This is a genomic window from Sorangium sp. So ce295 (assembly GCF_051527405.1).
Classification (GTDB): domain Bacteria; phylum Myxococcota_A; class Polyangia; order Polyangiales; family Polyangiaceae; genus Sorangium; species Sorangium cellulosum_B.
Genome location: NZ_CP150324.1, coordinates 6,808,836 through 6,831,293 on the forward strand (window position 1 = coordinate 6,808,836; position 22,458 = coordinate 6,831,293).

The 22,458-nt window shown below is 71.6% G+C and carries 6 protein-coding genes; 1 reads left to right on the forward strand and 5 read right to left on the reverse strand.

Going from position 1 to position 22,458, the window contains the following annotated elements; translation table 11 throughout:
- Positions 1-5: 5 nt before the first annotated feature.
- The gene (locus WMF11_RS25760; protein WP_437979345.1) at positions 6-2,225 is read right to left on the reverse strand and encodes a hybrid sensor histidine kinase/response regulator; all 2,220 of its coding nucleotides are present in this window, start codon (positions 2,223-2,225) and stop codon (positions 6-8) included.
- A gap of 47 nt (positions 2,226-2,272) precedes the next feature.
- Positions 2,273-4,675: a hypothetical protein gene (locus WMF11_RS25765; protein WP_437979272.1), complete on the reverse strand. Its 2,403-nt coding sequence runs from the start codon at positions 4,673-4,675 to the stop codon at positions 2,273-2,275.
- Between the two features lie 242 nt (positions 4,676-4,917).
- Here WMF11_RS25765 and WMF11_RS25770 point away from each other — a divergent pair, with 242 nt between their 5' ends.
- A complete protein-coding gene (locus WMF11_RS25770; protein ID WP_437910934.1) occupies positions 4,918-6,177 on the forward strand; it encodes an MFS transporter in 1,260 nt (419 codons plus the stop codon).
- 25 nt (positions 6,178-6,202) lie between these two features.
- Here WMF11_RS25770 and WMF11_RS25775 read toward each other — a convergent pair whose 3' ends face one another.
- From WMF11_RS25775 to WMF11_RS25785, 3 genes are all read right to left on the reverse strand, one after another.
- A complete protein-coding gene (locus WMF11_RS25775; protein ID WP_437979346.1) occupies positions 6,203-10,795 on the reverse strand; it encodes an nSTAND1 domain-containing NTPase in 4,593 nt (1,530 codons plus the stop codon).
- Positions 10,796-11,303: 508 nt separating this feature from the next.
- Complete coding sequence (locus WMF11_RS25780) at positions 11,304-16,427, reverse strand: nSTAND1 domain-containing NTPase (RefSeq protein WP_437979273.1); 5,124 nt, start codon at positions 16,425-16,427, stop codon at positions 11,304-11,306.
- Positions 16,428-16,452: 25 nt separating this feature from the next.
- Entirely contained in the window at positions 16,453-21,441 is a 4,989-nt protein-coding gene (locus WMF11_RS25785; protein ID WP_437972592.1) for an nSTAND1 domain-containing NTPase, read from the reverse strand.
- Positions 21,442-22,458 lie beyond the last annotated feature (1,017 nt).

Sequence of the window (22,458 nt, forward strand, 5' to 3'; positions counted from 1 at the left end):
GCCTCTTACCTGCTGCTGTCGCGCGGCTCCGGGCGGGGCGCGGAGTTCGCGGAGACGACCTCGGCGATCGCGGAGAGCGCGTCCTCGGCGGAGAACGGCTTCTCCAGGAGCGGGCGGCCCGACGAGGCGAGGAACCGCTCGACATCGGCGCCGAAGCCCACGCCGGTCATGAAGATGAACCCCTGGGCCAGCACGGGATCGCTCTCGCGGATCCGCGTGTAGAAGACGTCGCCCGACATGCCGGGCATGCGCAGATCGCAGAGCACCACGTCGAAGCGCTGCCCGCCCGCGAGCATCCCCATCGCGGCGTCGGCGCTCGGCGCGAGCGCCACCTCGTGCACGCGGCCCAGCTGCTCGGACAGCGCGCGGGCGAGCGACGCCTCGTCCTCCACCACGAGCACGCGCACCCGCTTCGAGACGAGCCGCGGCACAGGGGAGACGCTCGGCGTCGCCTCGTCCGTCCGCCCCGCCGCGGGCAGCGAGATGATGAAGCGCGCGCCGCCCGGCGGGACGCTCCCCGGGACGGGGCTCTCCGCCGTGATCTGCCCGCCCGCGCGCTCGATGATCTCGCGGCTGATCGACAGCCCGAGCCCCGTGCCGACCTCCGGGCCTTTCGTCGTGAAGAAGGGCGCCCAGATGCGCGGCAGGTTCTCCTCCGCGATGCCGGCGCCGGTGTCGCTCACCACGATCTCGACCGTCTCCCCGTCGCTCCGCGTCTCGACCGTCACCGTCTGATCGCGGGCCTCGTGCTTCGAGCCCGGCTTCGGGATCGCCTGGGCGGCGTTGACGAGGAGGTTCACGATGACCTGGCCGAGCCGGCCGTCATCCATGAGGATCGGCGGCACTTCGGACAGGTTCTTCACGATCTGCGCCCGCTCGATGATCTGGCCGCGCGTGAGGCTCAGCGCGGAATCGACCGTGCGGTTCGCGTCCGTCAGCGTGCGGCGCGAGCCCTCGGGCTGCGGCGGGCTCGCGAACAGCTTGAGATCGCGGACGATGTCGACGATGCGCTTGATCGAGTCGCGCAGCTCCTTCACGAGCTCCGACGCGCTGGAGGCGGCGCTGCCCTCCATGCGCACGTTCGGGCCGCGCAGGAGGCGGTCGAGCATGTCCAGGCCGAGCAGGATGAACGCCGCGGGGTTGTTGATCTCGTGCGCCACGCCGGCCGCGAGCGTGCCGAGCGTCGAGAGGCGATCGACCTGGATGAGCCGCGTGCGCGCCGCGTGCTCGGTGCTCACGTCCGCGAGGACGCCCTCGATCGCCACCACGCGGCCGCGATCCGAGACGAGCGGGTACACCGTGCCGCGCGCGGTGATCGCGTCGCCGCCCCGCCGCCGCAGGCGCGCCTCGTAGGAGGCCGACGGGGCCCCGAGCTTGGCCCGCGCGACCGCGTCCTCGAAGCACATCACGCCCTCCGGATCGGCGTGGGCCTCCCCGAGGAAGCCCGGCGTCCTGAGCGCCTCGGCCACCGGCACGCCCAGGAGCCGCTCGGCGTGCCGGTTCAGGAACGAGAGCTCGCCGGACTCGGGATCGAGCCGGAAGATGATGAGCGGCGCGTTGTCGAGGAGGTTCCGGTGCTGCTCCTCGAGCTCGCGGATCCTGAGCAGCCGCTCGGCGGCCTCGCGCTCCCCGGCGACGACGCGCAGCGAGCGATCCAGGCCGGCGCCGAGCGCGTCGGCGATCTCCTCGAGGAGCGGGATCGGCGCCGATGCCGCCGCGCCGGCTTCCCCGTAGCCGACGACGAGCGCCGCGATGATCGGGCAGCCGAAGCCGCCGGCCCCGGCGCCGGCCGGCGCGGAGCGCGCGGCGGGGTGGCCGGGCTCGGCGCCAGGAGGCGTGGCCCGCACCGGGAGCGCGACGTACGAGAGGCACCCCTCGCTGGCGCCCATCTGGGCGAGGGCGTTCCCCGCGCGGGCGTCGTCGCAGGAGAACGGCTCGCCCTCGGCGAACACCCGCCGGAAGAGCGCCGCGGGCGCCGGCAGGCGCGCGCCGAACGGCGCGGCGGCGAGCGCGTCGCTGCGGAAGACCGAGTACGCGCGGAGCCCGCCCTCCGGCTCCGGGAACACCACCGCGAAGAGCTGGAACGCGGCGAACCGGCCGACGGCCCCGGCGAGCTCCTCGAACGGCCTCGGCAGGAGCAGGTTCGAGTGGCGGGCCACGACGGTGAGGACGGCGTTCAACGCGACGAGGCGGCCAACCCTCTCGCTCGCAGGCTCTGCGTGCATTTCCACGACATCTCACCACGTCAGCGCGCAGGGACGAGAGGCATTCTTCACTTTTCTCCGGCCGGCGGGTCGCCCGCGGTCGCCGGGGACGCAGGCAGGGCCGCCGCGCCGGCGCAGCGCTCGAGCAGGCGGAGGGCGGCGTCCCGGCGCTCCTCGCTCACGGCCGGCCCCGTGCCGGCGGCCCCGTCGTGCGCTGCGTACTGGGCGAACATCCTGCGGGCGGTCTCGACGTCCTCGACGCCGCACGCGACAACGAGCCGCAGCCGCTCGGCCTCGATCCAGACCCGCTGGACGGGCAGGTGGGCCGCGAGCGCCCGATCCAGGCGATCGGCGGCCTCATCGAAGCGGCCGTCGCTCAGGTAATGGCGGCCCAGCAGGTAGCTCGGCAGGCCGTCGCCCGGGGATTGCGCGGTCCACGCGCCGAGGAGCTCCGCCGCGCGGATCCTGTCGGGCGCGCCGCCGCGCGTGCCGATCAGCAGCTCGACGATGGCCGCGCGGGCGCGTTCGTCGTTCGCGGCGGCGATCTTCACGTCGAGGGTCCGGAGCCGGTCCTCGTCGACGAGCCGGCCGGCGACCTCGCCGTACCACGACGCCGCGCGCTCCCGGTCACCCGCCGCGAGCGCGACGTCGCCGAGCCGCTCCGCCGCGCGGTCGCGCAGGTGGCGCGGGATCGACCCGTCCCCGGCGATGCGCTCGAGCTCGCGGATCCCCTCGCTCCGCTCGCCGGGCGCGTCGCTGGCGAGCCGCGTCTCGGCGATGGCGATGCGCGGCGCGGGGCTCCGGTCGAGCGACAGCACGCGCCGGTACGCGGCGATCGCGCCCTCGTGGTCGCCGCGCGCGCGCAGCTCCTCCGCCTCGTGGGTGCACGCGTCGACCACGTGCGGGCAGCGCCGCTCGAAGAGCGCCGGCCGATCGAAGCGGGCCTTCGCCTGCGCCTTCGCCGCGTCGGGGAGCGTGAGCGCGTCGAGATCGGCGTGCCACGCGCGCTCCATCACCTCCCACGAGGCGCCGGTGATCTCCGGCAGCGCCTTGCCGCCGTACCAGGCGCGCACCGCGTCTGCGCCGTACGTCGCGCGCACGTGGCCGACGAACGCGCCGCTCACGGTGTAGGCGGTCGACGAGTTCTCGGCGAGGAAGCCGAGCGCGAACAGGCGCGCGAGCGGCGGCAGGATCCCGAGATCTTTCATCGCCTTGGCCCACGCGCGCGGGCTCAGGTCCTCGCCCTCCCTTGGCGAGCCGGCGACGGCGATCCCCTCGATGAGCCCCGGGTCGGGGAGCCACCCGCCGAGCCGCCCGGCGACCTTGAACGGGCCGCGGGCGAAGGCGCCGGCGAGCACGTGCATGATCTCGTGCCCGAGCGTCGGGTGCGGGTAGCCGGCGGCCTGCAGGTACACCTCGCGGCGCCACGGCTTCGCGACGTACGTGCGCGACGCGCCCATGAGCGCGCCCTTCTGCGCCGCGCTCTCGAACAGGTAGGCGCGGACCCGGAGCGGCTGGCCGTCGACCACCGCGGGCGCCCCGAGCCAGCGCTCGCCGGCCTCGATGTGGGCGTCGCACTCGCGCACGAAGCGCTGGACGTCGGCCTCGCGCACGCCGCGCGGGTGGACGACCTCGCAGCGCTGGCCCTTCGAGAGCGCGCCGAGCTCGGCCGCGATGCTCTCGGAGGTCTGGAAGTGGCCGAGGCGCGCGCCCTCCAGGACGGTCGTGGCGCTCAGCGCGGCGCTCGCGACGCCGAGCAGGAGCAGCCCGGGCCGGCCCTGCGGCTGGAACGACACGCGCCCGCCCGCGTCGTGCACGAGGTGCTGCGCGAGCGCCGACGCGGCGAACAGGGTGGCCAGCGTCCCCGCGCGGTACGTCAGCAGCCCGGACGCGTCGACGACCGTGTCGTAGAGGGTGCCGCTGAAGAAGCCGGCGAAGGGGTCGTAGGCGAAGACGATCGGGCTCGTGTAGAAGCGGACGGCGCTCACGCCGATCGCGCCGAGGGGGGCGGCGAGCGCCGCGAGGACGGCGATGAGCCGGCGCCGCCACGCCGGGCGGGGAGGCGCGGCGTCGTCGCGGCGGATGCCGGCGGCGAGCTCGCCCGCGACGGCGCCCCAGGCGCCGCCGAGCGCCGCGCCGAGCCCGGGTCCGAGGGCGAAGTGCGCCGAGCCGCCGAGCACATCGCAGAAGCCCGCGCGCAGGCCGTGCGCCAGCGTGGTGGCGTACGCGACGACCGCGAGCAGGGCGCCGCTCGCGACGCCGCGGCGGAACGCCTCGACAGGCGGCGGCCGATGCGCGGCGACGTCGAGGGCGGTCACGATCGCCGCGGCGCCCGGGACGATCAGGCCGGCGGCGAGCGCGCTCTCGTAGCCGGGGCCGTCGAAGAGGGGCAGGAAGCCGACGAGCGCCATCGCGATCGCGACGAGCGCGGCGCCGAGCCTGGTGGCCGGTGAACGCAGCAGCGTGGGCATGGTCGCGTGGGACTCCAGGGCTGCCTTCGTAGCCGCGCCTGCCCGGAGAGGCGAGCGGGATGCGGGCGCCCCGGCGCAATCCAGCGAGCTGCGTTCTCGATGGACGGTCCGGGGAGGACGGCGGTGTCTTTCGAGAACCCGACGAAGCCGTGCGCGGTGATCGCGCGGCCTCCGATCCGCCGTGTTCGATAGTGCGCGCTTCTCCTTCCCTCCTCTTTTCTGCTCTGCTCCCGCCCCAGACGATGTCCCCTCCGTCCCCTGCTCCCGCCGGCCTCTCCCATCATCCCGATTTCCTGCGCCTCTGGGCGGCGCAGGCGGTGAGCGCGGTCGGCAGTCGCGTCAGCCGCACGGCGCTGCCCGTGATCGCCATCGTGAGCCTCGGGGCCGACGCGTCGGGCGTGGCCGTCCTCTCCGCCGTGTCCACCGCGCCGGCCGTCCTCGTGGGGCTCTTCGCGGGCGGGCTCGTCGATCGCTCGCGCAAGCGGCCGCTCCTCGTCGGCGCGGATCTCGCGCGCGCGGCGCTGATCCTCTCGGTCCCGATCGCGGCCTGGACCGGCACGCTCACCCTGCTCCAGCTCTCCGTGGTGGCCGCGCTGGTGGGCATGGCCACGTCGCTGTTCCAGATCGCCGACAACGCCTACTTGCCGGCGCTCGTGGGGCAGGACCACCTGGTCAAGGCAAACGCCAGGCTGGAGGGGACCGAGGCCGCCGCGGAGATCGCCGGCCCCGGCGCCGCGGGCATCCTGATCCAGGCGCTGACGGCGCCCGTGACGATGGTGGTGGACGCGCTGTCGTATCTCGTGTCGGCGGCGCTCCTCGGGCGCATCCGGGCGGCGGAGGCGCCGGCCGTCCCCGCGGGCGGCGGAGGCGATGGGGGCGCCTCGCTGGTCGAGGATCTCCGGGTCGGGCTGCGCCACGGCCTGGGCCACCCCGTGGTCGGGGCGACGTTCCTGGCGATGGCCGCCCACGCCCTCCTGCTCGGCGGGGTCTTCTCCGCGCTGTACATGCTCTATCTCCTGGAGCACCTGCGGCTGGACACGACCACGGTCGGGCTGATCATCAGCGTGGGCGGCATCGGCGCGCTGGGCGGCAGCTTCCTCGCGGGCTGGCTGGGCCGACGCCTGGGCGCCGGGCCGGCGATGATCCTCAGCCTGTTCATGAGTCAAGCCAGCTGCGCGCTCATCCCGCTGGCGGCGCAGCTCGGGCGGCTCGCGGTGCCTGCCCTCGTGGTACACCAGCTCATCGGGGACGCGTTCCTCATGGCGTTCATGATCCACGCGGTGAGCGCCCGGCAATCCATCCTGCCATTGCACGTGCTCGGCCGGGTCGACGCCACGCTCCATGTGCTCACCGGGGCGCTCCTGCCGGCGGGCACCCTGGCGGCCGGCTGGCTCGCGGGGCGGCTCGGCGTGGAGGCGACGGTCTGGGCGTTCGTCATCGCGGGGTTTGCAGCGCCGCTCCTGCTGCTGCGGCCCGCGGTGTGGAGGCTGCGGGCGGGGTGAGGGCGCGCTCGAGGGAGGGTGCTCGTCATCGACCGGCGGTGTCGCTCGGTCGGGCAGCCGAGCCTGGCTGGGACCCAGGGCCGGCCACGCGGGCCGCCTCGACGCGGCGCAGGCAGTCTTCCTGATGAGCCCTGGCCATGGCCTCGGGAACGCGGAGGAGCTCAATTCGCCGCTCGATCGGCATGCAGTAGGTGGTCGCGGTCCACAGCTTCGGGTCATCGACGCCGTGCAGCGGTTCGAGATCGGTCCACAGGCGCACGACCTTGTCGTCCGACCCGCTCACGATGCGCTTGCCGTCGGGGCTGAACGCTACGCTGTTGACCGGAGACTCCGAATCGCGGAGGACCAGCGCCTCGCCCGTGCCATCGGCATTCCATACCCGTATCGTCCCGTCTTCGGACGAGGTGACGATGCGCTTGCCCTCGGGGCTGAACGCCGCAGACAGCACCCAGTGCTCATGTCCCCGGAGGACCAGGGGCTTGCCCCCGCCGCCGGCGTTCCACACCCGCGCTGTTTTGTCCCATGACGCCGAGACGATGCGCTCACCGTCGGGGCTGAACGACGCCTTGTTGACCTGAGCCTCGTGACCACGAAGGACCAGCGCCTCGCCCGTGCCATCGGCATTCCATACCCGCACCGTCTCGTCGCGGGACGCCGTGACGATGCGCCTTCCGTCAGGGCTGAACGCCGCAGATTGGACCCAATCCTCGTGACCACGCAGCACCGTCGATTCCCCGGAGCCGTCGGCGTTCCACACCCGCGCTGTCTTGTCATACGACCCGGTGACGATGTGCTCGCCGTCGGGGCTGAACGCCACAGCGCAGACCCGGTCCTCATGACCACGAAGCACGATGGGCTCACCGGAGCCGTCGGCGTTCCACACCCGCGCTGCCTTGTCATACGACCCGGTGACGATGCGCTTGCCATCAGGGCTGAACGCCGCCGAATAGACCGGAGCCTCACCGCGGAGAATCAAAGGCTGACCCGACCCGTCGGCGTTCCACACCCGCGCTGTCTTGTCATACGACGTGGTGACGATGCGCTTGCCATCAGGGCTGAACGCCGCCGAATAGACCGCATTCTCATGTCCCCGAAAGACGAACGGCTCCGTCGTACCGGAGACATTCCACACGCGCACCGTCCTGTCATTGGAGGCGGTGACGATGAGCCTGCCGTCGGGGTTGAAAGCCGCCGAATACACCCCATCCTCGTGACCGCGAAGGATCATGGGTTCGCCCGTGCCATCGGCGTTCCACACGCGCACTCTCTTGTCCCAGCGGGACACGGTGACGATGCGCTTGCCGTCGGGGCTGAAGGCCACATGGGATACCTCCTGCTCGTGCCCCCGGAGGACCGAGGGCTCGCCGGTGCCGTCGGCGTTCCACATCCGCACCGTCTTGTCCGACGACGCGGTGGCGATGCGCCTGCCGTCAGGGCTGAACTCCGCAGCGTTGAGCACGTCCTCGTGACCACGAAGGACCAGCGGCTCGCCCGTGCCATCGGCGCTCCACACACGCGCCGTCTTGTCCCACGACGCCGTGACGATGCGCTTGCCATCGGGGCTGAATGCCACGGAACGAACCAGATTCTCATGGCCCCGAAGGATCAGGGGACTTCCGGTGCCGTCGGCGTTCCATATCCGCACCGTCTTGTCCTGGGACACCGTGACGATGCGCCTGCCATCGGGGCTGAACGCCGCGCCCGCGACACGCTCCTCGTGGCCACGAAGGACCAGCGGCTCGCCCGTGCCGTCGGCGTTCCACACCCGCGCCGTCTTGTCCCACGACGCCGTGACGATGCGCTTGCCGTCAGGGCTGAACGCCGCAGACCAGATCGCCTTGCTGTGCCCCCGCAGGACCACGGGCTCGCCCGCGCCATCGGCGTTCCACACCCGCGCCGTCTTGTCCCACGACGCCGTGACGATGCGCTTGCCGTCGGGGCTGAACGCCGCAGAATTGAGCCCATCCGGATGGGTGAACACCGCACGAGCGAGCCAGCTGTGCAGCGCCCAGCGCGCGAGAAAGTCCCACCCTCGCGGGACATCGGACGGCTCGACCTCCCGCAATATCGCGAGCACTGTCGTGGGGTCGGCCTGCAGCTCGCGCGCCGCGGCCATGCGGGTGGCGTTGCGCGCTTGCAGGGCTTCGGCCTGCGCACGGGCCGTTTCCTGATCGGCGCGCGCGGCTTGCTGCTCGGCGCGCCTGGCTTGCCGATCGGCGCTGATCGCGAGATAGGACACCATGAGCGCGATCGCGGTGAGCGTCGCGATCACGCCCATGGCGATCTGCCGCCGCAGCCGCCGCGCGCGATCCATGAGGGCCACGACGGCAAGGAGATAGCGCTCCTCGCGCTGGCCGAGCCCGACGCGCCACTCGGCGCCCTGCTCGGCGCGGCGGCGCTCACGCCACGCTCGGGCCTCGTGCGCCGCGCGATCGCGCCAGAGCAGCCCCTCGGCGTGGCCGCTCGCTTCCCACTGCTGGGCCGCGGCGCGCAGCCGGGCAAGGAACTGCGCGTCTTGCTCGCTCTCGGCCAGCCACTGCCCGAGCTTTGCCCACCGCTCGATCAACGACTCGTGGACCAGCTCCACGGTCGTGCCCTCGCGCTCTCCACCGGCCTCGGTGAGCAGCAGCCGCGCACCGGCCAGGTGCTGGACCACCTGCGCGATCGCCTCACCGGCGTGGCCTTCGCTGTCCTGTGCGAGCTCACACAGCTCGTCCAGGCTGACCACCGCGCGCGTGCGCTCGGGCGTGACAAGGCGCACGAGCACCGCCCGAGCCAGCCGCTGCTCGCGCACCGGCAGCGCCGAGAGCACCGCGTCCGCATGCGCCGAGAGCGCCCCGGCGACGCCGCCGAGCTGCTCATAGCTGTCCCGCGTCAGCAGCCGGCGCGCGCGGTCCCGCGCCTCCCACAGCTTCGCGGCCGTGAATTGCAGCAGCGGCAAGGGGCTGCGCGTGCTCTCCAGCGTGTCCAGCATGTGCTCGACCATCTCGGCGGTCTCGAAGCGAAGACCGGCGGCGTCCAGCGGCCTTGTCAAGGCGTCATGCAAGCCCTCCCGCCCCATGGGCGGCAGCAAGGAGAGACCGCGTGTCACGTGGGTCATGAACTCGTAGTCATCGGCGACGCGATCGAGGAAGTCCGAGCGAATCGCGAGCAGGACCCGCAGGGGCGACGAGGCGTCGTCGGCCGCGCCCTCCAGACAGGCCACGAACGCCGCACGTTCCTCGCGGCTCGCGCCGAGCGTGTACAGCTCCTCGAACTGATCGACGAAGAGCAAGATGTGGTGCCTTGTCCCCTGACGGCGGCAGCGCGCTCGCAGCCGGGCGCCCAGGTAGCCCGGCTGCGCGCTCAAGGTGGCGATGATCCCGCCGTTCCCGGTGAGCTCGACCGGGCCCGCCGGCGCGCCCGCGCGCTCGGACTCGGCCACCTGCGCGAGCACATCGACGAGCGCCGACATCGGGTGGCGCCCTGGGCGCAGGGTGAACGTCTCCCAGCGGTCGCTGGAGCGCTTCAAGGCCGGGATCACCCCCGCGCGCACGAACGACGACTTGCCCGCCCCGGAGGGCCCGGCGACCGTGACGAGCGGCTGGTAGCGCAGCCGCGCCGTCATGGCGGTCACGTCCCGATCGCGGCCGAAGAAGCGCGCGGCGTCCGACTCCTGGAACGCGGAGAGCCCCGCGAACGGGCAGTCGTCCTCGCCGAGCCCGGGCGCCTTGCGACCGGGCAGCAGCGCCTCGAGCTCGGCGAGCAGCTCCCTGGCCGAGCCGATGCGCTCGTCCTTCCGCTTCTTCAGGCACCGGTCGACGAGGGCGCCCAGCGCGCCCGCATCAGGGCGCCGCGCGCTGACGCGCGGCATGGGAACATCGAAGTTCACGATGTCCGCGAGCCGCTCGATCGGCGATGGGTCGAGCGGGTGCGCCCCCGCGAGCAGCGTGTACAGGAGGATGCCCACGGCCCAGAGGTCGCTGCGCGCGTCCACGTCCTCACCCAGCAATTGCTCGGGCGACATGTAGGACGGCGTTCCGACGAGCGCGCTCCGAAAGCTCTGTTCATCATCTCCCGGGAGCTCCCCCCGCGCCTCCGTGAGCGTCGATAGCAGCTTGGCATCGAGTTGCTTGGCGATCCCGAAGTCGACCACCTTGATGCACCCTGCGTCGTCGATGAGGATGTTCTCCGGCTTGAGATCGCGGTGGACGATCCCGAGCTCATGCGCGCAGACCAGCGCGCGGACCACCGGGATCATCAGCTCGACAACCAGCTCGACCGCCATCGGGCCCGGCGCGCCGGAGCGCTCGCGCTCGGCTCGCCACTGGCTCAGCGTCCGACCCTTGATGTACTCGAGCACGAGGTACGGGTGTCCACGGAGCTCGTCCACCTCGTGGATCACCACGATGTTCTCGTGCCGGCAGCTCGCCGTGGCACGCGCCTCGGCCAGGAAGCGCTCGATCCCCTGACCGCTGTACTCGATCAGCAGCTTGATCGCGACGAGGCGCCCGAGCTTCGTGTCCCGGGCCAGGTACACGATGCTCATGCCGCCTTGCCCGAGCTCGCGGATGATCTCGTAGTGCTTGATCGTCCCGCCGACCTCCACGAGCGATGAGCCCTGAGCGCGGTACGCCATCGTCGCGCCCGCCAGCGTCGTCGACCCCGGTGACGGGCGGACCGCGGTCTGTTGCGCTCGCTCCTCGGGCACTCGGCCGACCACCTCCTCCGCGCGGTCCTCCGCGCGCGCGAGCTCGGGGAGCACGAGCGTGCGCACCGCCTCTTCACCAGGAGCGCTGCGCGAGACGAGAGAGCTCAACGGCGCATCCGGCTCGACGCTCAGGCAGCCTTGCTGCCTATCCTTGCTCGATGGCATCGTCCCCCCGCCCCGTCCGGCATCGCCGCTCTGGATGCCCGGGCGGCTCCCTTCCCCACAATCTCAGTTCACTCGACGTTCCAGCGATTTCCGCGCAATGGTCTTGTTGTTCGTGGCACCCTGTTATTGCAGTCGCACCTCGGGTGAGCAACCTGGCCGCCGGGCAGACCGCGATCCCGCGCTGCGCGCCGGCCCGCCCTGGCAGCATGTGCAAGGCGAGGGAACAACGCCCGTCATCGGTCGGCCGTGCCGCGTGGTCCAACGGCCGAGTTCAAGGGGCAGCCGCGCGGGCTGCGTCGACCCGGCGCAGACAGGCCTGCTGGTGGGCCCGAGCGGCGGCCTCGGACACGCGGAAGAGCTCAATCCTCCGCTCGACGGGCATGCAGTAGGTCGTCGCAGTCCACAGCTTCGGGTCATCGACGCCGTGGAGAGGATCGAGGTCGGTCCACACCCGCGCGATCTTGTCGTCAGACGCCGTGACGATGCGCTTGCCATCGGGGCTGAACGCCACGCTGTTGACCGGGGAATCGGAGCTGCGAAGGACCAAGGGCTCGCCCGTGCCATCCGCATTCCATATCCGCACCGTGTGGTCCCGGGACGCGGTGACGATGCGCGTGCCGTCGGGGCTGAACGCCGCCGAACTGACCCAGTGCTCGTGACCACGCAGGACCAGGGGCTCGCCCGTACCGTCGGCGTTCCACACGCGAGCGGTCTTGTCCCATGCCCCAGTCAGGATGCGCTTGCCATCGGGGCTGAACGCCGCCGAAAAGACCGGACCCTCGTGACCGCGCAGGACCAGGAGCTCGCCTGTGCCATCCGCGCTCCACACACGTACGGTCTTGTCCCATGAGGCCGTGACGATGCGCTCGCCGTCAGGGCTGAACGCCGCCGAAACGACCGGATCCTCGTGACCGCGAAGCACCAAGGGATCGCCCACGCCATCCGCGCTCCACACACGTACGGTCTTGTCCCATGAGGCCGTGACGATGCGCTCGCCGTCGGGGCTGAACGCCGCCGAAAAGACCGGATCCCCGTGACCGCGAAGCACCAATGGATCACCCACGCCATCCGCGCTCCACACGCGTACGGTCTTGTCCCCTGACGCCGTGACGATGTGCTTGCCGTCGGGGCTGAACGCCGTCGAAAAGACCGGGGCCTTGTGACCGCGCAGCGCCAAAGGATCGCCCACGCCATCCGCGCGCCACACGCGTACGGTCCTGTCCAACGACGCGGTGACGATGCGCTTGCCGTCAGGGCTGAATTCCGCCGAAACGACCGGATCCTTGTGACCGCGAAGCTCGACGGGATCGCCCACGTCACCGGCGCTCCACACGCGCGCGGTCCTGTCCAAGGACGCGGTGACGATGCTCTTGCCGTCAGGGCTAAACACCGCCGAGTAGACGACATCGTCGTGGCCACGAAGGACCAAGGGCTCGCCGATTCCATCCGCGTTCCACACGCGCGCGGTCCTGTCCAGGGACGCGGTGACGATGCGCTTGCCATCCGGGCTGAACGCCGCCCAAGAGACCTGCTCCTCATTGCCGTGGAGGACAAGGGGCTCGCCGATTCCATCCGCGTTCCACACGCGCGCGGTCCTGTCCAGGGACGCGGTGACGATGCGCTTGCCGTCGGGGCTGAACGCCGCCGAATAGAGCCCCTCCTCATGACCACGGAGGACCAAGGGCTCGCCCGTGCCATCCGCATTCCACACCCGAGCGGTCCCGTCCATGGACGCGGTGACGATGCGCTTGCCGTCGGGGCTGAACGCCGCCGAATGGACCGGGGCTTCATGACCCCGGAAGACCTGGGGTGCGCCCGTACCATCCGCGTTCCATACACGCACGGTTTTATCCCAGGACGCGGTGACGATGCGCTTGCTGTCGGGGCTGAACGCCACCGAATGGACCGGAGCTTCATGACCCCGGAAGACCTGGGGTTCGCCCGTACCATCCGCGTTCCACACACGCGCCGTCTTGTCGTGCGACGCCGTCGCGATGCGCTGGCCGTCAGGGCTGAACACCGCCGAACGAACGACGCTGTCGTGACCTCGAAAGACCAGGGGCTCGCCCGCACCATCCGCGTTCCACACACGCACGGTCTTATCCCAGGATGCGGTGACGATGCGCTCGCCGTCAGGACTGTAGCTCGCACACACGACGCCGTCCGGATGGGTGAGCATCGCGCGAGCGACCCAGCTGTGCAGCGCCCAGCCCGCGAGAGCGGCCCAGCCTCGCGGCACATCAGGCGCCTCGACCTCGCGCAAGATCGCGAGCACGGTCGTGGGATCGGCCTGTAGCTCGCGCGCAGCGGCCATTCGGGTGGCATTGCGCGCCTGAAGGGCTTCGGTCTGCGCATGCTCCGCTTCCTTGTCGGCGCGGAGCGCCAGGTAAGATACGAGGAGCGCGATCACCACGAGCGCGGCGATCGCGCCCATCGCGAGCCGCCGCCGCAAGCGCTGCGCGCGCTCGGCGAGGGTCACGACGGCCAGCAGATAGCGCTCCTCCCCCTTGCCTAGCCCTACGCGCCACTCGGCGCCCTGCGCAGCGCTGCGACGCTCGTACCATGCTCGGGCCTCCTGGGCCGCGCGGTCGCGCCAGAGCAGCCCCTCGGCGCGCCCGCCCGCCTCCCACTGCTGGGCCGCGGCCCTTAGCCGGGCCAGGAGCTGCGCGTCTTGCTCGCTCTCCGCAAGCCACTGCCTGAGCCGCGCCCACGTTTCGATCAAGGACTCATGGACCAGCTCCACGGTCGTGCCCTGGCGCTCGCCGCTGGTCTCGATGAGCAGCAGCCGCGCACCGGCCAGGTGCTGGACCACCTGGGGGATCGCCAGAAGCGCCCCCTCCTCGCCGCCCGCCGCGCTGCCGTAAAGCTCATCCAGGCTCACCACCGCGCGCGTGCGCTCGGGGGTGACCAGGCGCACGAGCACCGCACGGGCCAGCCGCTGCTCGCGTGCCGGCAGCGCCGAGAGCACCGCGTCCGCGTGCGCGGACAGGGCGCCAGCCACGCCGCCCAGCCTCTCGTAGCTGTCTCGGGTCAAGAGCCGGCGCTCGCGATCCCGCGCCTCCCACAGCTTCGCGGCCGTGAACTGAAGGAGTGGCAACGGGCTGCGCGTGCTCTCGAGCGTGCCCAGCATGTCCTCGACCATCTCCGCGGTCTCGAAGCGATGACCAGCCGCCTCCAGCGGCCTCGTCAACGCCTTTCGCAGGCCCTCGCGCCCCATCGGCGGCAACAGGCTGAGGCCGCGTGTCACATCGCCCATGAAATCGTGTTCATCGGCGATTCGATCGAGAAAATCTGAGCGAATGGCGAGCAGGACGCGCAGGGGCGACGACGCGTCGTCGGCCACGCCTTCCAGACAGGCGACGAACGCAGCCCTCTCCTCGGGCGCGACGCCAAGAGTATAGAGCTCTTCGAATTGATCGACGAAGAGCAGGAGTTGATGCCTCGCCCCCTCACGGCGGCAGCGCGCTCGCAACCGAACGCCCAGGTGCCCCGGCTGCGCGCGCAAGGTGGCGACGATCCCGTCGTGCTCGGCGACCTCGAGCTCGGCCACCTGCACGAGCACATCGACGAGCGCCGACAGCGGCCGGCGCCCTGGTCGCACGATGAACGTCTCCCACCGCTCGCTACCGCGCTTCAACGCAGGGATCACCCCCGCGCGCACGAGCGACGATTTGCCCGCCCCGGAGGGACCGGCGACAGTGACCAGCGGCTGGTAGCGCAGCCGCGCTGTCATGGCGGCGACATCGCGATCGCGACCGAAGAAGCGCGCGGTATCCGACTCCTGGAACGCCGATAGCCCAGCGAACGGGCTCTCTCCTTCGCCGAGCTCGGGCCCCTTTCGGCCGGGCAGCAGCGCCTCCAGCTCGACGAGCAGCTCCTTGGCAGAGCCGATCCGCTCTTGCTTCCGCTTCTTGAGGCACCGGACGACCAGGTCGCCGAGCGCGCCCACGTCCGGGCGCCGAGCGCTGACGCCAGGCATTGGAACATCCAAATTCACGATGTCCGCGAGCCGCGCGACCGAGAACGGGTCGAGCGGGTGCGCCCCCACGAGCAGCGTGTACAGGAGGATGCCCACGGCCCAGAGGTCGCTGCGAGGATCGATGTTCCCGCCCAGCAGTTGCTCGGGCGACATGTAGGCCGGCGTGCCGATGATCGCGCTCCGATGGCCCAGGTCACCGCCTCCCGCAAGCGCCGCCCGCGCCCCCGTGTTCGTCGACATCCTCTGGACATCGAGCTGCTTGGCAATGCCGAAGTCGAGCACCTTGATACATCCTGCGTCATCGATCAGGATGTTGTCCGGCTTCAGATCGCGATGCACGATCCCGAGCTCGTGCGCGCAGACCAGCGCGCGGACGACCGGGATCATCAGCTCCACCACCTGGCCGGGCGGCATCGGGCCGGACGGCCCTATCGCAGCGAGCAGCCCTGGCGCGCTCGGGTGCTCGCGCTGGGTCAGCCATTCGCTCAGCGTGCGGCCCTTGATGTACTCGAGCACCAGGTACGGGTGTCCGCGGATCTCGTCCACCTCGTGAATCACCACGATGTTCTCGTGACGGCAGCGCGCCGTGGCCCGCGCCTCAGCCAGAAGGCGCTCGCTCCCTTGCCCGCTGTGCTCGCTCAGGAGCTTGATCGCGACGAGGCGCCCGAGCTTGGTGTCCCGCGCCAGGTACACGCTCCCCATGCCGCCCCGGCCCAGCTTGCGGATGATCTCGTAATGCTTGATCGTGCCGCCTGCGTCCGGTAGCACGGAATCCAGAGCGCGCTCGCCTAGCGTCGCTCCCACCAGCATCTTCCCATCCTGCGTCGGCGGGAGCGCTGCCTTCTGCGCCTGCTCCTCGGGCACCAGGTCGGCCGCGGCCTCCGTGGGCGCCATCCCGGCGAGCGCGAGCGTGCGCACCGCCTCTTCGCCAGGGGCTCCGCTCGCGATCGGGTGGTCCGGCCGTCGCCGCACAAGAATCTCGGAATCTCCGCTCGCCCCTTCTCCTCTCGGCTCCAGCCCCTCCCGCCCGCTGTCCTCCACGCCGGCCGCACGTCCGGGCACGAGCTCGAAGACCGCATAGAGCCGCCCCTCGCCAGCGTGCCCCCAGTCGATGGGCCAGCCGATGCGGGGGTGATGGAGCCGCGTGCAACAGCGCATCTCCCGCAGGAATCGCGCCAGGCCACGCCGCACCAGATGCGCGCCAGCTCCGTTCCGCGCCAGGCGCAGGATCTGAAGGAGGATCGGCTGACCGCTCTCGATCAGCCGCCCCTTGTAGACGGCCGCTCGGCTGCTCGCCCGAAAACATGACAAGATCTCGTAGCGGCCCTGGAACACCATCCCGGGCGCCAGGATCCGCCGGTTCATCCCGGCTCCTCGGCTCGCCGCCGCCTCGTGCGCCAGCTTCAGGCGAAACATCCTCACCCCGCATCGATAAGGCTCGTCATCGGCCGGCCGTGCCGCGCAGCCGGCCCCCCGAGTCCGCCTGCCCCCCCGGCACCGCCGCGCGGACCGCGGCGACCTGCCGCAGGCAGGCCTCCTGGCTCGCCCGGGCGGCCGACTCGGGCACACGAAGGAGCTCGATCCTCCGCTCGACGGGCATGCAGTAGGTCGTCGCCGTCCACAGCTTCGGGTCATCGACGCCGCGGAGCGGGTCGAGGTCGGTCCACACCCGCGCGACCTTGTCGTCGGACCCGGTCACGATGCGCTTGCCATCGGGGCTGTACGCCACCGCGTTGACGGACGCGTCGGACCCGCGCAGCACCAGGGGCTCGCCCGTGCCGTCGGCATTCCATATCCGCGTCGTCTTGTCGTCGGACGCGGTCACGACATACTTGCCATCAGGGCTGAACACCGCAGCATTGACCAGGTGCTCATGACCACGCAGGACCACGGGCTTGCCTGTGCCGTCGGCGCTCCACACCCGCACCGTCTTGTCCCACGACGCCGTGACGACGCGCTCGCCGTCAGGGCTGAACGCCGCCGATACGACCCAACGATCGTGCCCTCGCAGGACCACGGCCTCGCCCGTGCCATCGGCGTTCCACACACGCGCCGTGTTGTCATACGAGGCGGTGACGATGCGCTCGCCGTCGGGGCTGAACGCCGCCGAACGCACCCTGTCCGCGTGACCACGGAGCGCCACGAGCTCTCCAGACCCGTCGGCGCTCCACACGCGCGCCGTCTTGTCGAAGGACGCCGTGACGATGCGCTTGCCGTCGGGGCTGAACGCCGCAGAGCGAACCCTGTCCGCATGACCACGGATCACCAGCGGTTCCCCCGAGCCGTCGGCGTTCCACACACGCGCCGTCTTGTCGTCGGACGCGGTGACGATGCGCTTGCCGTCAGGGCTGAACGCAGCCGAGAACACCTCCCCCTCGTGGCCACGGAAGATCACGGGCGCCCCCGCGACCTCGGCGTTCCACACCCGCGCTGTCCTGTCCCACGACGCGGTGACGATGCGCTTGCCATCGGGGCTGAACGCCGCCGAGTAGACGGCATCCTCGTGACCACGGAGGCTGAGGGGCTCACCCGTGCTCTCGGCGTTCCACACCCGCGCCGTCTTGTCATAAGACGCCGTGACGATGCGCCCGCCGTCGGCGCTGAACACCGCGGAGTAGACCCGATCCTGGTGGCCGCGCAGGATCCGAGGCTCCCCCGACCCGTCGGCGTTCCACACCCGCGCCGTCTTGTCCCACGACGCCGTGACGATGCGCTCGCCATCCGGGCTGAACGCCGCCGAGTAGACGACATCCTCGTGGCCGCGCAGGATCCGGGGCTCGCCCGACCCATCGGCGTTCCACACCCGCGCCGTCTTGTCCCACGACGCCGTGACGACGCGCTTGCCATCCGGGCTGAACGCAGCCGAGTAGACGGCATCCTCGTGACCGGGCAGGACAACCGGCTCGCCCGTGCCGTCCGCCTTCCACACCCGCGCGGTCCGGTCGAACGACGCCGTCACGATGCGCCCGCCGTCGAGGCTGAACGCCGCGAAATAGACCGGCTCCGGGTGACCCCGGAGGACGAGGAGCTCGCCCGTGCCATCCGCCTTCCACACCCGCGCGGTCCGGTCGAACGACGCCGTCACGATGCGCCCGCCATCGGGGCTGAACGCCGCCGAATAGACCCCGTCCTCGTGACCGCGGAGGACGAGCGGCTCGCCCGCACCCTCCGTGCGCCACACCCGCGCGGTCCTGTCGTCCGACGCCGTCACGATGCGCTCGCCGCCGGGGCTGAACGCCACCGAGTTGATCGGCGCGTCGTGGCCACGAAGGACCAGCGGCTCGCCCGTGCCGTCGGCGTTCCACACCCGCACGGCCCTGTCCGCGCAGATCGTCGCGATGTGCTTGCCGTCGGGGCTGAACGCCGCGCGGATGACGAAATCGGGATGGGTGAGCACCACGCGCGCGACCCAGCTGTGCAGCGCCCAGCGCGCGAGGGTGGCCCACCCGCGCGGCACCTCGGGCGGCTCGACCTCCCGCAAGAGCGCCAGCACCGTCGTGGGATCGGATTGCAGCTCGCGCGCCGCGGCCATGCGGGTGGCATTGCGCGCAAGGAGCGCGTCCGCCTGCGCGCGGATCGCCAGGTACGACACCATCACCGCGAACGCGCTGAGCGTCGCGATCAGGCCGACAGCAAACTGCCGTCGCAAGCGCCGCGCGCGCTCGGCGAGCTCCACGACGGCCAGGAGATAGCGCTCCTCGCGCTTGCTCAGCCCCGCTCGCCCATCGGCGCCCTGCGCGGCGCGCCGGCGCTCGTACCATGCCCTCGCGTCCTGGGCCGCGCGGTCGCGCCAGAGCAGCCCCTCGGCCCAGCCGCTCGCCTCCCACTGCTGCGCCGAGGCGCGCAGCCGGGCCAGGAACTGCGCGTCTTGCTCGCCCTCGGCGAGCCACTGCCGGAGCTTGGGCCACCGCTCGATCAGCGACTCATGCACCAGCTCCACCGTCGTGCCCTCGCGCTCGCCCCCGGTCTCGATCAGCAGCAGCCGCGCGGCGGCCAGGTGCTGGACCACCTGGTCGATCGCCTCGCCCGCAGGAGCCCCGCCGTTCTGCGCCACCCCATGGAGCTCCTCCAGGCTGACCACCGCGCGCGTGCGCTCCGGCGTGACAAGGCGCACGAGCACCGCGCGGGCCAGCCGCTGCTCGCGCACCGGCAGCGCCGAGAGCACCGCGTCCGCGTGCGCGGACAGGGCGCCGGCCACGCCGCCCAGCCGCTCGTAGCTGTCTCGCGTCAGCAGCCGGTGCTCGCGATCCCGCGCCTCCCACAGCTTCGCGGCCGTGAACTGCAAGAGCGGCAGCGGGCTCCGCGTGCTCTCCAGCGTGCCCAGCATGTCCTCGATCATCTCGGGCGTCTCGAAGCGATGGTCGGCCGCCTCCAGCGGCCTCGTCAGCGCGTCGCGCAGGCCGTCGCGCCCCATCGGCGGCAGCAGCGACAGACCGCGCGTCACGTCGATCACGAAATCGTGATCATCGGCCATGTGATCGAGGAAGTCCGAGCGGACGGCGAGCAGCACACGCAGGGGCGATGACGCGTCGTCGGCCACGCCTTCCAGGCAGGCCACGAACGCGGCCCGCTCCTCGCGGCTGGCGCCGAGCGTGTACAGCTCCTCGAACTGATCGACGAAGAGCAGGACATGGTGCCTCGTCCCCTCGCGGCGGCAGCGCGCGCGCAGCCGGGCGCCCAGGTGCCCCGGCTGGGCGCGCAGCGTGGCGACGATCCCGTCGTGGTCGGGGAGCTCGGCCGACCCGGACCCCGTGCTGGCCACCTCGGACTCGACCACCTGCGCGAGCACATCGACGAGCGCCGACAGCGGCCGGCGCCCCGGCCGCACGATGAACGTCTCCCACCGCTCGCTACCGCGCTTCAACGCGGGGATCACCCCCGCGCGCACGAACGACGATTTGCCCGCCCCCGACGGCCCGACGACCGTGAGGAGCGGCTGGTAGCGCAGCCGCGTCGTCGTGGCGGCGATCTGGCGATCGCGGCCGAAGAAGCGCGCCGCGTCCGACTCCTGGAACGCGGACAGCCCGGCGAACGGGCTCTCGTCGTCGCCCAGCTCGAGCGCCTTTCGACCGGGCAGCAGCGCCTCCAGCTCCGCGAGCAGCTCCTTGGCCGAGCCGATGCGCTCGTGCTGGCGCTTCTTCAGGCACCGATCGACGAGGTCGCCGAGCGCGCCCACGTCCGGGCGCCGCGCGCTCACGCGCGGCATGGGGAGATCGAGCTTCACGATGTCCGCGAGCCGCGCGACGGAGAACGGGTCGAGCGGGTGCGCCCCCACGAGCAGCGTGTACAGGAGGATGCCCACGGCCCAGAGGTCGCTGCGAGGATCGACGTCCCCGCCCAGCAATTGCTCGGGCGACATGTAGGCCGGCGTGCCGATGAGCCCGCTCCGGTGGCCATCGCCGTGGCCTCGCGCGAGCGTCGCCTGCGTGCCCGTGAGCGTCGACATCACCCTGGCGTCGAGCTGCTTCGCGATCCCGAAGTCGAGCACCTTGATGCTCCCTGCGTCGTCGATGAGGATGTTCTCCGGCTTCAGATCGCGGTGCACGATCCCGAGCTCGTGCGCGCAGACCAGCGCGCGGACGACCGGGATCATCACCTCCACCACCTGGCCGGGCGACATCGGGCCCGACGGCCCTATCGCGGCGAGCGGCCCCGGCGCGCTCGGGTGCTCGCGCTGGGTCAGCCATTCGCTCAGCGTGCGGCCCTTGATGTACTCCAGCACCAGGTACGGGTGTCCGCGGATCTCGTCGACCTCGTGGATCACCACGATGTTCTCGTGACGGCAGCGCGCCGTGGCCCGCGCCTCGTCCAGGAAGCGCTCGTTTCCCTGTCCGCTGAACTCGAGCAGCAGCTTGATCGCCACGAGGCGCCCGAGCTTCGTGTCGCGGGCCAGGTACACGATCCCCATGCCGCCCCGGCCCAGCTTGCGGATGATCTCGTAGTGCTTGATCGTGCCGCCGACGTCGGGCAGCGCGGATCCCGGACCGCGCCCCGTCGGCGTCGCTCCCCCCACCGTGGTTGCGCCGTGCGCGTCGTGCGCGTCGTCTACCGACGGCGCTGCGGCCTCGCGCGCGCGCTCCTCGGGCGTCACGCCGGCCGACGCCTCCGTGGGTGCCAGGCCGGCGAGCGCGAGCGTGGTCTCGACCGGTTCGCCACGCTCGCCGCGCATTCCGCCCGATCCCGGCCGGTCCGGCTGTCTGTGCTCCTGGGCCTCGGCGTCGCGGCGCGGGGTCTCCTTGAGCTCGAGCGTCGCCTGCGGAAGGGTCGCGCCGAGCGCGTGCTGCTGCAGGTCGTCCTCCGAAGGCATCACCTCCCGCAGGGTGTGTCCCGGCATGAGCTCGAAGACGGTGTAGAGCCGCCCCTCGCCGGCGTGCCCCCAGTCGACGGGCCGGACGATCGGAGCGTGGTGGAGCCGCGTGCCAGAGCGCATCTCCCGCAGGAACCGCGAGACGGAGCGCCGCGCAGGGTGTCTGCCCTCTCCATCGCGAGGCAGACGGAGAATCTGGAGCACGATCGGCACACCGCCCCTGATGCGCCGGCCCCTGTAAACGACCGTTCGGCCGCTCGCTCGGCAGCAGGACAGGATCTCATAGCGACCCTGGAACACCGTCCCTGGCGCGAGGGTCTCGCGGCTCATCCTGGCCCCTCCGATCGCTGCCACGCCCGCGCGGCGGCCCTGGGCGAAACGTCCCCACCCCCTGTCGACACGCAACGCTCCCGAATCTCGAGCTCGTCGCGCCGCTCTGGCGAGAGAACCCGACGGCGTACCCGGACCGATGCTCAAGCAGCCAACCGTCGCTGCCTGTTGGGAGGTTCTATAGCATACCCCCCCACATCGTCCGGTGTCGGCGCCTCGGATGCGTCAGCCCCTCTCCTTCACACCAGGGCTTCCGTCGTTCTCCTCCTATTCTTCCGTCATTTCAGGGCGCTCGGCATTGCGGCAATTCCCAGGCGCCGAGCCGTGGCACACGCGAGGAGCCGGGCTGTGGCTCAGGCGACGAGTCCAGTCATCGCGCAGGTGAAGAGCCCAGTCATCGCTCAAACTCAGGCGAGGAGCCGGGCTGTGGCTCAGGCGACGAGCCGGGCTGTGGCTCAGGCGACGAGCCGGGCTGTGGCTCAGGCGACGAGCCGGGCTGTGGCTCAGGCGACGGGCACAGGGATGGCCCAGGCGACGAGCCCGAATCGTCGTTCAGGCGAAGAACCGAGTCGTGGCTCGGACGACGAGCCCAGTCGACGGGGCGAGTCTCCCTTGCAGCGCGGCCGCCTGCACGCAGCCGTGCTCGTGCCGTGCGGGACGTGTTCCGCCGGGGCCCTCGGAGCGCAACCTTTTGCTGGATGCCGCAAACCATTGCGGAAGAGAGCAAGCGGTTGCGTAGCCGCCTCCGCGGCCTGGCGCCGCGCGGGCTCCCATCCCCCGCCACTTGTGCGGCCTGCGCGCGGGATCTGC

Bases quoted from the DNA above. Each gene is read 5' to 3' on its own strand.
- WMF11_RS25785 (WP_437972592.1), bottom strand. From the start codon at position 21,441: ATGCGCTCTGGCACGCGGCTCCACCACGCTCCGATCGTCCGGCCCGTC.
- WMF11_RS25760 (WP_437979345.1), bottom strand. From the start codon at position 2,225: ATGCACGCAGAGCCTGCGAGCGAGAGGGTTGGCCGCCTCGTCGCGTTG.
- WMF11_RS25775 (WP_437979346.1), bottom strand. From the start codon at position 10,795: ATGGCGTACCGCGCTCAGGGCTCATCGCTCGTGGAGGTCGGCGGGACG.
- WMF11_RS25780 (WP_437979273.1), bottom strand. From the start codon at position 16,427: ATGTTTCGCCTGAAGCTGGCGCACGAGGCGGCGGCGAGCCGAGGAGCC.
- WMF11_RS25765 (WP_437979272.1), bottom strand. From the start codon at position 4,675: ATGCCCACGCTGCTGCGTTCACCGGCCACCAGGCTCGGCGCCGCGCTC.
- WMF11_RS25770 (WP_437910934.1), top strand. From the start codon at position 4,918: ATGTCCCCTCCGTCCCCTGCTCCCGCCGGCCTCTCCCATCATCCCGAT.